Consider the following 13,346-nt stretch of genomic DNA (forward strand, 5'->3'; position numbering starts at 1 on the left):
GCCTGATTAATCAGCAGAAGAGAAAGTGGACTATGCGCAGATCTGCGCAAGTGGCTGCACGACCCGCACACGGGGTGTCACACTCGGCACACAGCACCAGGTGATACGCACGACAGCACAAGGACGATGCACATGGCGGCCAAGCGCGGGCGGACTGGACAGCGACTGGAACTGGGGCTTCAGCTACGCCAGTTGCGAGAGAACTGTGGTCTCGGCGACCGGGGCGGGGGCTTCACGCGCAAGCAGGCGGTTCAGGGGCTGCGCATCTCCGAGGCCTCGCTCCAGCGGATCGAATCCGGGTCGCTGAACTTCCGCAACGTGAGCGACCTGAGGAAGCTGCTCGACAAGTACGGCGTCACCGATGAAGACGTCATCGAGTCGCTCATCAACCTCAACCGGGAGTCCTCCAATCAGGACTGGTTGACACAGCACCGCGGTCTGATGCCCTCCGGAATGCCGGGCTTTGTCGGGCTTGAGCCCGAGGCCCGCAGCATGAAGGCGTACCACCCCACACTGGTGTACGGCCTGCTCCAGACGGAGCGTTACGCGCGCGCCATCCATGAGGTGCAGAAGCCGATCGAGGAGACCACGACGGAGATGATCCGGAACAGCGTGGAGCTTCGGATGAAACGCCAGGAGATCCTCACCAGGGAGGACCCGGTCAGGCTGCACGCCGTCCTTGGGGAGGCCGCATTGCGGTACCCCGTCGGAGGCGCGGAGGTGATGCGCGAGCAGTACGCAAAGCTCGCGGAGGTGTCGACCTGGGACCATGTCACGCTCCAGGTGTTGCCGTTCCGCTGGGGATACCGAACCACCAATGACTTCGCGATCCTCGACTTCGGCGACCAACTGCCGTCCCGGATCCAGCTGGACAGCTCCTGGGGCACAGTCTCCACCTCGGACAAGCCTCGCGAGGTCGACCGGTTCACCCGGCGGTTCGAATCCATGGTTGCCTCTGCGTTGCCTCCCGAGGACACTCCCGAATTCGTGAACCGCCTAGAACGAGAGCGGTAGATCCATGAACGTTCGCTTCACCGCCCCCCAGCTCGCCCCCGAAAGCGCTTGGCGCAAGTCGTCGTACAGCGACGGTATGGGCAACAACTGCATCGAGGTCGCCCACCTGACCCCCGGCAAGGGGACCGGCGTCCGCGACTCCAAGAACCCCACGGGCCCCGCCCTCCTCGTATCCCCCACGGCCTGGACAACCTTCGTCACTCACATCCGCGAGACGACCTCAAGCAACTGACGAGCGACCACCCGGCTGCGGTTCACCGGAGTCGCCCCCGTCGTGCGCCGTGAAAGCAAACGCCGACGTGTCGCCGTCCAGATCGATGGTCAGCGAAGCATCAAGCGCCTTCGCCAGACGTGTGAGCAGGGGCAGAGTAGGTACGGAGTCGCCGCCCTCGATGTTGGAGATCTGCGACTGGGTCATGCCCGCCCGCCGCGCCAGCTCGGTCTGCGGCAGACCGAGCTCGGTACGCCGGTCATAGACCGCCTGCCCCAAGGCGAACGCGTACCCGGCCTCCACGTAGGCCGGGGATTCATCGACTGACTCCCCCAGCAGCTTCCTGGTCCGCCGGGTCTTCCACTGGGAGTGGTTCACGGCCGCTCCTCCTCGATCCGCTCATAGCTGTGCTCCGCAGGACCATGATCCGCCTCGCACACCTTCTGGGCCTGCCGGGCACGCTCGACCTCGGCCGTCTCGCGCTGCCTGGTCTTACGGAACACCGTCAACAACACGATGCGCCTGTTTGGAGCGAGCCAGTACGTGATGCGTACGGCGTTGCCCTCCATGATGAAGCGAAGCTCGCGCACTTTGCCGCCGAGGTGACGGGAGTACGGCTCCCCAAGCGTGACCGGCTGGGCCGCGAGCATGTCGGCGGCCCGTTCGGCCTTGCCGTACTGGGCGTCCGAGAGGAGCTCCAGCCACTGTCGGACTTCGGGCTCGATCTCGATCTGCCATGGATCGCTCACAGGCACGACTATACAGAAATGTATATAGCGAGGGCTGCTGTCTCGGCGCTGCTAGGCGGTCTCGGGCTCCCGACGTCCGTCCGGCGAGCGAACAGCAGGTTACGCTTCCGCCCGGCCCCTTCAACTTCCCCTCCCTGAAATCGAGTTCACACGTGCCCATACACTCGCCCAGTTCTGCTCGGCGCAGCGCCGCCCGTGCTGCCGTGCTCGCGGCAGCCTGCCTGGCGGTGGTACTGAGCAGTGGTTGCACGAAGGACAACGCCGGGCGCGAGGACACAGCCGCCGCTAGCACCGGGTCGCCCTCCGCGAAGCCGTCGGCGGAGCCCGCGAAGGCCACGGAGCGGGCCGAGCACATCGACGGCGAGACCGTGGCCGAGGCGCCCGGGGGCGTCGACGGTGAGGTGATCGCGTCGGTGGCGGACGCGCGCGGGAACCAGGCCGTACCGCTGGAGGGTGGAGTACGGACCGGGCCGGTGTCGATCGCCGTGAACTGCCAGGGCGAGGGGACGCTTACGGTCGAACTGAAGTTGGTGGGCCTGAGCTTCCCCCTGAAGTGCGTCGCCGACGAGGTCAGCAGCACGTACAACCAGATCGTCCTGGAGAAGGCCGACAAGGACGCCGCACTCCAGGTGACCGCGCAATCCGGGGTGCGGTGGGCGTTGTCCGTCGGGCAGTGAGCCCAGCGAGGGCGGGAACCCCGAGCGCCCCGCGATCTCCGGGAAATAGCTTCCGTACCCAGCAAGGTGAACATGGAGTGACCGCCTCCCCTCCGTTCGACGAGGGGTCGGTGGACGCGGAGAGTGACCAAGATCCACGTACGGTGATCGGCGTTGCCCGTTGCCGCTCAGTTAACGTGCAGGTCACTCCCAGTGCCAACGATCCAGTGTGAGCGGGTAGTTCGCGTCAGTGAACCGCCCGCGACCACTGCTGACGCGTTCGTACTCGGGGAGACCGCGCCATGTCGCGCATACGCTCTGTCGCCACATCCGTTCGTGACCGCCGCGCCTTCCTGGCCGCAACCGGGGCGGTGTCGCTCTCCGCGGGTATCGGCTTCGCGCTCCGCCCGGACAGCGGCGGGAGCACCGTCCCCGCCGCCGACGGGGGGCAGGCGGCCGTCGCCTTGTCATCCCGCCGGGCACCCGCCGCGCCACTCGTCCCGTACACCCGCGGCACCACCCTCGGTTCGGTCGCGGCCCCGCTCAACTCCTCCGGCTTCCGGCGGCTCGGCGACGGCCCCGCCTGGCAGCGCGTCGTCCGCGGCGACCTGGCCGCGCCGAAGGCGGGCCGCGGCGAACGCCGCACCGCGCTCGCCGCGTTCGTGCAGTTCACCGACCTGCACATCGTCGACGTACAGCACCCGCTGCGGTACGAGTACCTGCGCGCCCAGGCCGCCAACGCCTGGCGTCCGCAGGAGTCGCTGTCGGTGGCCGGCGCGGTCTCGCTCGTCGAGCGGGTCAACGCGCTGCGCGGCGCCCCCGTCACCGGTTCCCCGCTGCACTTCGTGATGACCACCGGCGACAACACCGACAACAACGCCAAGAACGAGCTCGACTGGTTCCTGAAGGTGATGAGCGGCGGCCGCATCACCCCCGACTCCGGTGACCTGAAGCACTACGAGGGCGTTCAGAACAGCGGACTCAAGCTGTACTGGCAGCCCGACGCGGACGTCCGCGACGGCGACAAGCAACTCGGCTTCCCGCAGATCGACGGCTTCCTCGCCGCCGCCGTACGCGAACTGCGGAGCCCCGGCCTCAACCTGCCCTGGTACTCCACGGTCGGCAACCACGACTCCCTGCCCGGCGGCTGCTACGCGCCCGCCGACCCCTTCTTCGCCGAGCTGGCCGTCGGCGGCAAGAAGCTGATGTCGCTGGACGAGACGACGAGCGCCGCCCTCTGGAAGGACATGAGGAAGGGCGGCGACCCCAAGGGCTCGGCCTTCAAGGAGATGTTCAAGTCCCAGGCGCGGAAGATGCGTTCGGTCACCCCGGACGAGGGCCGCGCCCCTGTCACCTCCGCCGAGTACCTCCAGGCGCACCTCGACCCGTCGCACACCGGCCCTGGCCCTGTCGGGCACGGCTACTCGCAGGCGAACCTCGCCGCGAAGACCCAGTACTACACCTTCCGGATCGCGGACGGCCTGCTCGGCGTCAGCCTCGACAGCACCAACTCCGGCGGGCACTACGAGGGCTCGCTGGGAACGGCCCAACTGCGCTGGCTGGAGCGCACGTTGAAGACGGCCGAGCGCAACAAGGAACACGTCATCGTCTTCAGCCACCACACCAGCAAGACGATGCGCAACCTCCGCGAGGACCCGAACCACCCCGGCGAGCGCCGCCACGGCGGCGAGGAGGTCCTCGCCCTCCTCGGCAGCTACCGTTCCACCCTGGCCTGGGTGAACGGCCACAGCCACAAGAACAACATCACCCCGCACCCCGCCCCCGGCAACCGCTCCTTCTGGGAGATCTCCACGGCCTCCCACGTCGACTTCCCCCAACTGGCCCGCGTCATCGAGGTGGTCGACAACCACGACGGCACGATCTCCCTCTTCACCACCCTCATCGAATCCGCGGCCCCGCACCGCACGGACTTCACCGACCTCTCCCAGACGGGCCTGGCCGCCCTGTACCGCGAGTTGTCGTTCAACGCGCCGGGCTCCCGCTCGACCCTTTCGGGCGATCCGGGGGACCGGAACACTGAACTGATTCTGAGCAAGGGGTAGTTCCAGCTCTTCGACGGGGCGACGAGGCTCAAAAACGCCCAACCTCCAAGGGCAGTTCAACCAACTTGCCCAGCCACGGTGTCCCTTCCGTCGATCACCCTCTGACGGAAGGGACGTACCGACACATGACCGCATCACCACGCACGCTGCGCATCGCACTGCTGGGCACTGTCGCGCTCACCGCGGTGTCGCTCACCGCATCCGCGACGACCGCCACCGCGGTGGCCGCCCCCTCCCCGGCCACCAGAACCCACAGCGCGACCCAGGAGGCGATGGACGCCGCCGTGAAGGACGGCGTCCCCGGTGTCGCCGGGCAGGCCAAGGACAAGTACGGGACCTGGAAGGCCACTTCGGGCGTCGGCAACCTCAAGACGCAGCAGCCGCGCTCCGCCCACGACCGCTACCGCGTCGGCAGCATCACCAAGACCTTCGTGTCGACGGTGCTGCTCCAGCTGGAAGCGGAGGGCAGGCTCTCACTCGACGACAAGGTCGAGAAGTGGCTGCCCGGCGTCGTCCGCGGCAACGGCCACGACGGCAGCAAGATCACCCTCCGCCAGCTCCTCAACCACACCAGCGGCATCTCCAACTACACGGAGGACGAGGCGTTCGGCCGGAAGTACTTCCTCAAGGACGGCTTCTTCAAGCACCGTTACGACACGGCGACCCTCGGGCAGCTCGTGGAGACCGCCATGGCGCACAAGCCGGACTTCGCGCCCGGCACGTCCTGGAACTACTCGAACACCAACTACACCCTGGCCGCGATGGTCATCGAGAGCGCCACGGGCAACTCGTACGGGCACGAGATCCGCGACCGCATCGTCGAACCGCTCGGCCTGCGCGCCACGTTCGTCCCCGGTACGTATCCGAAGGTGCCGGGGCCCAGCAGCCGGGCGTACGGCAAGCTCGCCGAGACCGCGACCGGCCCGACGTACGACGTCACGGAACTGAACTCCACGCTCGCCGGCGGCTCGGGCGACATGATCTCCGACTCCGGCGACCTGAACCGCTTCTACTCCGCCCTCCTGCGCGGCAAGTTGCTCCCCAAGGCCCAACTCGCCGAGATGAAGAAGACGGTGAAGATCGACGGTTCTCCCAACCTCGCGTACGGCCTCGGCCTGTCGGCAAGCAAGCTGAGCTGCGGGATCACGGTCTGGGGCCACGGCGGCGGCATCCACGGCTCTCTCTCGGAGGCCGTCACCACGGCGGACGGCCGCCACTCGCTCTCGTTCAACTTCAACGGCGACTGGGCGGGGGACAGCGGGGCGGTGATCGAGGCGGAATTCTGCCGCAAGTAGCGTGCGGGCAGGCGGTCCATGCCCGGCGCGCTGGGCGGGCATGGACCGGCCGCAGATCTCCAACATCGAGGGCGGCACGTTACGGCGGCGGTGGGTTGGCCGGTGAGTACTCGGGCGCCGACCAGCGCAGTGGGCTTGCTCCGGGCGTCTCGACGGCCTCGGTGACGGTGAAGCGGACCGTGCGCTCCCCGTCCGGGGCGAACTCGGTGCGGGCCGTACCGGTGAGCTGGAGCGTGGTGCCGGTGGTCCAGTCGAGGAAGAGCAGCCCGGCGCGCGGGTCGGCCGTGAGGTTGCCGAGCGTGAGGAACATGGAGTTGCCCGAGTAGTCCGGCCAGCTCAGCTCGTACGGCGAATCGGTCCGTACGAAGCCGGGGTTGCCGCCACGATGACTGGCGTCGGCACCTTGGCTGTGAACGGTGGCGAGGAAGAAGGTGTCGGCTGTTTCGATGAAGGTCCGCTGTTCGTCAGTGAGTTGGACACCCCTTCGGACGGCGTCCGAGGACGGGCGCTCCACCTCCTCGTAACGCTCCCTCTTCTGCAGGTACTTGGGGCAGTTGGAGAACACCTGGTCGGCCTCGACCACGAAGCCGCGCGGTGTGGGGCGCGCCCGTCCATTGAGGCGCATACGGCGACGGGTGCGCGGGTCGAGCGCGATGGTGCCGACCGGGGCACCGGCCGCGAGCGCGTCCGCGAGGGGGTCGCTCTCGTGGAGACCGCCTTCGACCGAGATCTGCCGGGGGCCCGTGGCCCTGACGAACCCGGGGGCTCCGGTGAGCAGCGAGGCCCAGACGCGGCCCGCCCCGTCCGCCGCGCCGAGCACCAGCATCGGCTGGAGCTCCAGGAAGGCGGCGGCCACCGGCCTGATGCCCTGGCCGATGGACCGGCCGACGTGATCGGCGAACTCGCGCACACCGACACGGTCCTGCACGGCGCGTGAGCCGGAGTGGTAGGGGTCGTACACAGCCTGGTCATACGCGGCCTGGTCGTACGCAGCCACTGAATTCACTCCTCTTAGAAGAAACCGCAGGTCGGAGCGGCCCCAGAAGGCGCCGGAGCCTCCTCGGCGCCGCTCGGTGCGTAGATCTCCAGGCGGGTGCCGTCCGGGTCATGGAAGAAGATGCCGCCCGAGGCCGCGCCTTCGCCGTGGGCGACGACACCGTCGTACGCGAAGTCGACGCCGTGTGCGCGCAGCGCCGTCTCGTACTCGCGGACCTGCTCGACCGTGTCGGCCTCCACGGCGAGGTGGTGGAGACCGGCGCGTCCCGCGTCGTAGCCGTCGCCGGCCTGTTCCCACAGCGTCAGCGTCGGGCGGCCGTCCTCGCCGAAGAACGCGAACCGGCGGCCCTCCTCCTTCCCCTCGGCGAGTACCCCGAAGCCGAGGAGGTCCCGGTAGAAGGCGAGCGAGCGGTCGAGGTCCGTGACATTGAGGCCTATGTGGCCGGTGCGCAGCGTGCTGGTTGCCGACATGGCACACCCCTTCGTCGACGGCTGCCCGCCCCTTGCGGACTAACCGGCTTAATGGACATTAACGGTTAGACACGTAGGGTGCAACCGGTCAAGTACTCTTTACCGGTTAGCAGGGAAGGGAGCCCTCAGATGTCCGCCGCTCGCGATCCGCGTCCGCTCACCGGTGAGCCGCTCTCCCTCGACCTGCTCAACACGCGCTGGATGTACGAAGGCGTCGCGCAGGACCTGCTCGTGGACACCGACGGGCTGAGCGTGTGGCTGGCCGCGAACGGGCTCGACCGCTTCGCCGCCGATGAGGCGACGCTGCGCCATGCACTGGGGGCCCGGGACGCCCTGCGGGCGGTCGTCGACGGTCCGCTGGACGCGGACAGCGCCGGGCCGGTCGACGCCGCCCTCTCGCACGGCCGGATCCGGGCGACGCTCACCGCCGAAGGGCCGGGCGAGCGTGTGGAGTTCGGTGACGAGTCCTGGGGCCCCGCGTGGCTCGCGGCGCGCGACTACCTGGAGTTGCTGAGCACGGCTCCCGATCGCATCCGTGCCTGCGCGCACGAGGCGTGCATCCTGCACTTCTTCGACACCTCGCGGAACGGGACGCGACGCTGGTGTTCGATGGCGGTTTGCGGTAACCGGGCGAAGGCGTCCCGCCATTACGCGCGGGTGAAGGAGAGCTGAGCAGTACGACGGCTGCGGGTCGTCTGCGGCTGGTCGCGCCCCTCAGCGCCTCAAGGGCCTGGGGACCCCCATCGCGGCGGAGCCGCACATTGATACAGCCCCGTGTCCCTGACGGGGCCCCCTCACCGCATCCCGGACACGTCCGCTTATGACGCCCTATCAACTCCATGGCGTGTGGCGGGATTGCGCCAACTTACTCTCGCGTACCTGTCGACTCTCCCCAAACATGCATCTCTTACGTAAAGCTGAGCGGTCATCCGGGTTCACATACCGGACTCACGCTCGTCCTTACCTAGCAGGGATGCTGATGACCCCCACTCCCGAGCCTCAGCGCGCTCCGATCAGAGGCGCGAGACACGTGGCCAGAATTGCAGTGGCCGCAGGCCTGGTAGCTGCCCTCTCCGCGACGGGGCCGATACCCATGGCCTTCTCTGCGGACGACCCGGCCGCCCGTGCGGCAACCGACCCGGCTCTCAAGTCCGCCGACGACAAGCTCGGTTCGGCCGATGCCGACCTGCTTGCCGAGGCCCAGGCCGACGGTGCGAAGAACGTCACGATGATGATCGCCACCGCGCCCGGTGAGACCGAGAAGGTCGCCGACCAGCTGGACGCGGTCAAGGGCGGCTCCGTGGGCCGCACCTACGACAAGCTCGGCTACGTCCGCGCCACCGTGCCCACCGCCAGGGCCGAGGCAGCCGTCGACGCCGCCGCGAAGCTCTCCTCCGTGCACGGCATCGACCTGCGCCACGAGATCATCCGTGAGGACCCGACGCCGGGCGCCGACGGGGCCAAGGGCGCCAAGGCCGAGGCCCAGGCGAAGAGTTACCCGGCCCCGGACAAGAACACCCCGGCCGAGAACCCGTACAACCCGTCCTTCGAGACGGGCGCCGTCGACTTCGTGAAGAAGAACCCGAAGGCGGACGGCCGCGGCATCACCATCGGCATCCTCGACTCCGGTGTGGACCTCGCTCACCCGGCGCTGCAGAAGACGACCACTGGTGAGCGGAAGATCGTCGACTGGGTGACCTCGACCGACCCGATCGTCGACGGCGACGGCAGCTGGCGTCTGATGTCGACCTCCGTCTCCGGGCCCACCTTCACCTTCAACGGCCAGACGTGGGCGGCGCCTTCGGGCTCGTACAAGATCAACCTGTTCCGGGAGTCCGTCACGGCGGGCGGTGACGCCGCCGGTGACGTGAACCGCGACGGAGACAAGACCGACACCTGGGGCGTCCTGTACGACGCGGCCGGCACGGTCACCGTCGACGTGAACGGCAACAACGACTTCACCGACGACACCGCGATGAAGCCGTACAAGGACGGCTACCAGATCGGTTACTTCGGCACCGACGACCCGTCGACCGCCGTCGCCGAGCGGCAGCCGTTCGTCGTCGAGATCCGCAAGGACGTGCCGACCGATCCGCTGGGCGGTGACTGGGTCGGCAAGAAGGCCGACTTCGTCAACATCGGCCTCATATCGAGCGAGCACGGCACGCACGTCGCCGGTATCACCGCGGCGAAGGGCCTGTTCGGCGGCAAGATGAACGGCGCCGCCCCGGGTGCGAAGCTCGTCTCGTCCCGTGCCTGCGAGTTCGGACCCGGCTGCACCAACGTCGCGCTCACCGAGGGCATGATCGACCTCGTGACGAAGCGCGGCGTCGACATCGTCAACATGTCGATCGGCGGCCTGCCCGCCCTGAACGACGGCAACAACGCGCGCGCCGAGCTCTACACGCGTCTCATCGACGAGTACGGCGTTCAGCTGGTGATCTCCGCGGGCAACTCCGGCCCCGGCGCCAACACCATCGGCGACCCCGGCCTCGCCGACAAGGTCATCTCGGTCGGTGCGGCCATCTCCAAGGAGACCTGGGCGTCCAACTACGGCTCGGCCGTGGAGAAGAAGTACGCCATGTTCCCCTTCTCCTCGCGCGGCCCGCGTGAGGACGGCGGCTTCACGCCGACCCTGGTCGCGCCCGGCGCCTCGGTCAACACCGCGCAGACCTGGCTGCCCGGCGTCATAGCCCCCGAAGCGGGCTACACGCTGCCGCCCGGCTACCAGATGCTCAACGGCACCTCGATGTCCTCCCCGCAGGCCACGGGCGCCTCGGCGCTGCTCCTGTCCGCCGCGAAGGAGAAGGGCATCGACCTGACGCCCGCGAAGCTGCGCACCGCGCTGACGTCGACCGCCGACCACATCAGCGGTGTCCAGGCGTACACCGAGGGCGTGGGCCGGATGAACATCGTCGACGCGTGGAAGTCCATCAAGAAGGGCGCCACGGCGCACGAGTACACGGTCAAGGCCCCGGTCGACACCGCCATCGACCAGGCGCTCAAGACCCCGGGCTTCGGCACCGGCCTCTACGACCGTGAGGGCGGGCTCAAGGCCGGCCAGAAGAAGACGTACGACATCACGATCACCCGTACGTCCGGCCCGGACAGCGCGCTGCGGCACGAGCTGCACCTGGAGAACAACAGCGGCAAGACGTTCCGCATCGAGAGCTCCGACGAGGTGTCGCTGCCGCTGAACAAGCCGGTCACCGTGAAGGTCTCCGCGAAGCCGTCCTCGGCCGGCATCAAGAGCGCGATCCTCGAGGTCGACGACCCGCGCACCGAGGGCATCGACCACCAGGTCATGTCGACGGTCGTGGTCTCGACCCCGCTGAAGTACTCCTTCTCCGCGTCGGGCTCGGTACAGCGCAACAGCAACGACTCGTACTTCGTGACCGTCCCCGAGGGCGCCAAGACCCTCGAGGTCCGGATGAGCGGGCTGAAGGACAAGAGCCAGACCCGGTTCCACTCCATCCACCCGTACGGTGTTCAGCTCGACCCGTCGGCCTCGCTGGACTGCTACAACAACTTCACCAGCCCGGACAGCAAGCCCTGCCGCCCCGACCTGCGCTCGTACACCGACCCGCAGCCGGGCGTCTGGGAGATCGAGGTCGAGTCGCGTCGTACGTCGCCGCTGCTCGACAACCCGTACAAGCTGGACGTCGCCGTCCTGGGCGCGACCTTCGACCCGGAGCTCGTGACCATCCCCGAGGCCAAGGTCGGCACCCCGACCGACGCCTCCTGGAAGGTGACGAACACGCTGGAGCCGGTCGAGGGCAAGCTCGCGGGCGGCCCGCTCGGCTCCGCCAAGAACGAGCGGCCGACCATCGCCGAGGGCGCCGCCCAGACCAGCACGGTCGAGGTGCCCGCGGGCGCCGAGTCGCTGAACGTGACCATCGGCAACCCTTCGGTCGCGAACGCCGACCTCGACCTGTACGTGTTCGACGCCGCCGGCAACCAGGTGGGCATCGCGGCCGACGCCGACTCGGAGGAGTCGGTCACGATCGCCAAGCCCGCCGCCGGTACGTACACCGTGGAGGTCCAGGGCTACGCGGTCCCGGGCGGCACCACGGAGTACGACTACCGTGACGTGTTCTTCTCGGCCGCGCTCGGCACGATCGAGACCGACGACACGCAGGTGTCGCTCGGCACGGGCGACTCGGCTACGTTCTCCGGCTCGATCGTCGCGGCTGCCGCGGCGCCCGAGGGCCGCGAGTTCTTCGGCCAGGTGCAGCTCGTGAACGCGCGCGGTACGGCCGCGGGCACGGGCAGCGTGCTGATCGAGAAGGTCACGCCGTAGTTCTCGGGTTCTGTACGACTGTGGGCGGGCGTCCGGTGTGTACCGGGCGCCCGCCCCTTTTGTTGCCGTCGGCTTGTCGCCGTTACCCGCCGTTCTGCTGCGGGGCCGGGCACTTCAGCCCTTGCGCCCCGGGCAACGCGTCCAGAATGCCCTTGCGGGCGTCGCCGACACCCCAGCCGGTCTCCCAGTCCTGCCGGTCCTGCGGGTACACCGGCACCCTGACCAGGGTGTACGTACCGACCTTCAGGTCCTGCCTCGCACTGGCGAGCAGGGTGACAGTGATCGTCGGGTGGTCCGTCACCGACTGCTCGGGCCGGTAGTAGCGCTTCACCTTCAGTGCGACGCGTACGTTCCCGTCGGCCGCGGGTGTGATGCTCTGTACGGTCCCCTCGACGAGGACCTTCGAGCACGCAATGTGCATCTCGGGTGAGTACATGTCCTTGCCGTCCGCGGCCGTGTCGTCGCCGCTGCCGGTTTCGGCCCGGCCGGCGCCAGAATCGGCGGAGCTGGTGCCGGCGTCGGCCCCGCCACCACTTTGGACGCCGAGCCATACGAGCCCGCCGAGCAGCGTGGTGCCCGTGGCGACCACAAGGGCTCCCAGGGCGAGGCCGGCGTAGCGCCGGGGCTGCCATGATCGCGCGGCGCGTCTGGGCGGCTTCGCCGTCCTGACCGGCGCGGGATCCGCCTGGGACCGCTCGCTCTCCGCGGCCAGCGCCTCCCCCATGAACAGCAACTGCTCCCGCAGCTCCGCCACGTCCGCCATCGCCGACCGGTGCTCCGCCATGAACTCCGGGTCGTCCAGGGCCTCTTGGGGCAGCGGTTCATCGGTGATCGCGGCCAGCAGCGCGTCGGTTCGCGCATCGCCTTCGCCCTCGTACTCGGCCACGTCACACCACCTCGTCCTCGTGCAGGCGGGCGCGCAGCGCGCGTACCGCCGTGTGCAGCCTGCTCTTGACCGTGCCCTCCGGGATGCCGAGCTCCTCGGCGATCCCGCGGACCGGCAGATCGGCGTAGAAGCGCAGGACGAGGATCTGCCGCTGGGCGTCGGGCAGCTCGTCGAGGCCCTGGGCCACGGCGAGCGAGAGCACCTTCGTGTCGTCGCCCGAGGCGTCCACATGGTCCAACTGCCGCAGGGCGGCGAGGCGTTCCCCGATCCGTTCCTGGCGGCGCCTGGCCCGGTGCCAGTCCATCGCCAGGTTCGACGCCACGACCGCCGCCCACGCGGACACGTCGCGCGGTGCCTCAGCCCCGTTCGCGGCCCGCTCCAGGAGCCGCAGGCGGACCTGCTGCACCCCGTCCGGCAGGTCCGCCTGCGGCACGCCGCCGAGCGCGAGCACCGCCCGCACCCGGCGTTCCTGGGCCGCGTCCAGCGGATCGTCCGCCGGAGCGTCGCTCCCCAGGCCGTCGCTCCCCTGGCCGCGGCGGCTTTTTCTGCGCAGCACAGCCACCCCTCCCCTCGCCCTGCCTCTACGACGCCGGTGCGGGCCAAAACGTTCGACCGAGACGTACGTCACGTCGTGCGGGCGCACACCGTCCCACTCCTCGGGCAGGAGCACAAAGGATTGGACAGGCGGGCCGGGGTGGGACGCAT

13 protein-coding genes are annotated in these 13,346 nt (G+C 68.8%); 7 read left to right on the forward strand and 6 right to left on the reverse strand.

The window, feature by feature from the left end:
* The first annotated feature begins 132 nt into the window (after nt 1–132).
* Together IEZ21_RS01205 and IEZ21_RS01210 are read left to right on the forward strand one after the other, a co-directional pair.
* Nucleotides 133–1,014: a helix-turn-helix domain-containing protein gene (locus IEZ21_RS01205; RefSeq protein WP_189320017.1), complete on the forward strand. Its 882-nt coding sequence runs from the start codon at nt 133–135 to the stop codon at nt 1,012–1,014.
* 4 nt (nt 1,015–1,018) lie between these two features.
* The gene (locus tag IEZ21_RS01210; RefSeq protein WP_189320018.1) at nt 1,019–1,246 is read left to right on the forward strand and encodes a DUF397 domain-containing protein; all 228 of its coding nucleotides are present in this window, start codon (nt 1,019–1,021) and stop codon (nt 1,244–1,246) included.
* On the opposite strand, the gene IEZ21_RS01215 is transcribed toward IEZ21_RS01210, so the two are convergent.
* Nucleotides 1,235–1,603 carry a helix-turn-helix domain-containing protein gene (locus IEZ21_RS01215; RefSeq protein WP_189320019.1) on the reverse strand — a complete coding sequence of 123 codons (369 nt, stop codon included), beginning with the start codon at nt 1,601–1,603 and terminating at the stop codon, nt 1,235–1,237. The genes IEZ21_RS01210 and IEZ21_RS01215 overlap by 12 nt on opposite strands.
* A complete protein-coding gene (locus IEZ21_RS01220; protein ID WP_189320020.1) occupies nt 1,600–1,974 on the reverse strand; it encodes a type II toxin-antitoxin system RelE/ParE family toxin in 375 nt (124 codons plus the stop codon). Before IEZ21_RS01220 ends, IEZ21_RS01215 begins: the two co-directional genes overlap by 4 nt.
* Before the next feature lie 152 nt (nt 1,975–2,126).
* Here IEZ21_RS01220 and IEZ21_RS47280 point away from each other — a divergent pair, with 152 nt between their 5' ends.
* From IEZ21_RS47280 to IEZ21_RS01235, 3 genes are all read left to right on the forward strand, one after another.
* On the forward strand, nt 2,127–2,651 hold the full coding sequence (locus IEZ21_RS47280; protein WP_246567188.1) for a hypothetical protein: 525 nt from the start codon (nt 2,127–2,129) through the stop codon (nt 2,649–2,651).
* 281 nt (nt 2,652–2,932) lie between these two features.
* Nucleotides 2,933–4,693, forward strand: a complete 1,761-nt coding sequence (locus IEZ21_RS01230; protein WP_189320021.1) for a TIGR03767 family metallophosphoesterase — start codon at nt 2,933–2,935, stop codon at nt 4,691–4,693.
* A 125-nt stretch (nt 4,694–4,818) separates the two neighbouring features.
* Nucleotides 4,819–5,988 (forward strand): serine hydrolase domain-containing protein, encoded by a 1,170-nt coding sequence (locus IEZ21_RS01235; RefSeq protein WP_189320022.1) that lies wholly within the window; start codon nt 4,819–4,821, stop codon nt 5,986–5,988.
* Nucleotides 5,989–6,067: 79 nt separating this feature from the next.
* Here IEZ21_RS01235 and IEZ21_RS01240 read toward each other — a convergent pair whose 3' ends face one another.
* Both IEZ21_RS01240 and IEZ21_RS01245 read right to left on the reverse strand, forming a co-directional pair.
* Complete coding sequence (locus tag IEZ21_RS01240) at nt 6,068–6,985, reverse strand: pyridoxamine 5'-phosphate oxidase family protein (RefSeq protein ID WP_246567189.1); 918 nt, start codon at nt 6,983–6,985, stop codon at nt 6,068–6,070.
* Nucleotides 6,986–6,999: 14 nt separating this feature from the next.
* Complete coding sequence (locus IEZ21_RS01245) at nt 7,000–7,455, reverse strand: VOC family protein (protein ID WP_033328001.1); 456 nt, start codon at nt 7,453–7,455, stop codon at nt 7,000–7,002.
* A 129-nt stretch (nt 7,456–7,584) separates the two neighbouring features.
* On the opposite strand from IEZ21_RS01245, the gene IEZ21_RS01250 reads away from it, so the two are divergent.
* Both IEZ21_RS01250 and IEZ21_RS01255 read left to right on the forward strand, forming a co-directional pair.
* A complete protein-coding gene (locus IEZ21_RS01250; protein ID WP_189320023.1) occupies nt 7,585–8,127 on the forward strand; it encodes a CGNR zinc finger domain-containing protein in 543 nt (180 codons plus the stop codon).
* 301 nt (nt 8,128–8,428) lie between these two features.
* Nucleotides 8,429–11,755: a S8 family serine peptidase gene (locus tag IEZ21_RS01255; RefSeq protein ID WP_373302146.1), complete on the forward strand. Its 3,327-nt coding sequence runs from the start codon at nt 8,429–8,431 to the stop codon at nt 11,753–11,755.
* An 82-nt stretch (nt 11,756–11,837) separates the two neighbouring features.
* On the opposite strand, the gene IEZ21_RS01260 is transcribed toward IEZ21_RS01255, so the two are convergent.
* Together IEZ21_RS01260 and IEZ21_RS01265 are read right to left on the reverse strand one after the other, a co-directional pair.
* A complete protein-coding gene (locus IEZ21_RS01260) occupies nt 11,838–12,641 on the reverse strand; it encodes a hypothetical protein (RefSeq protein WP_189320025.1) in 804 nt (267 codons plus the stop codon).
* Between the two features lies 1 nt (nt 12,642).
* Nucleotides 12,643–13,203 (reverse strand): sigma-70 family RNA polymerase sigma factor, encoded by a 561-nt coding sequence (locus tag IEZ21_RS01265; RefSeq protein WP_373302164.1) that lies wholly within the window; start codon nt 13,201–13,203, stop codon nt 12,643–12,645.
* Nucleotides 13,204–13,346: the final 143 nt, after the last annotated feature.

The sequence above is a fragment of the Streptomyces flaveus genome, from assembly GCF_014647675.1.
Classification (GTDB): Bacteria; Actinomycetota; Actinomycetes; order Streptomycetales; family Streptomycetaceae; genus Streptomyces; species Streptomyces flaveus.

Bases quoted from the DNA above. Each gene is read 5' to 3' on its own strand.
- IEZ21_RS01205 (WP_189320017.1), top strand. From the start codon at position 133: ATGGCGGCCAAGCGCGGGCGGACTGGACAGCGACTGGAACTGGGGCTT.
- IEZ21_RS01210 (WP_189320018.1), top strand. From the start codon at position 1,019: ATGAACGTTCGCTTCACCGCCCCCCAGCTCGCCCCCGAAAGCGCTTGG.
- IEZ21_RS01230 (WP_189320021.1), top strand. From the start codon at position 2,933: ATGTCGCGCATACGCTCTGTCGCCACATCCGTTCGTGACCGCCGCGCC.
- IEZ21_RS01235 (WP_189320022.1), top strand. From the start codon at position 4,819: ATGACCGCATCACCACGCACGCTGCGCATCGCACTGCTGGGCACTGTC.
- IEZ21_RS01245 (WP_033328001.1), bottom strand. From the start codon at position 7,455: ATGTCGGCAACCAGCACGCTGCGCACCGGCCACATAGGCCTCAATGTC.
- IEZ21_RS01250 (WP_189320023.1), top strand. From the start codon at position 7,585: ATGTCCGCCGCTCGCGATCCGCGTCCGCTCACCGGTGAGCCGCTCTCC.
- IEZ21_RS01255 (WP_373302146.1), top strand. From the start codon at position 8,429: ATGCTGATGACCCCCACTCCCGAGCCTCAGCGCGCTCCGATCAGAGGC.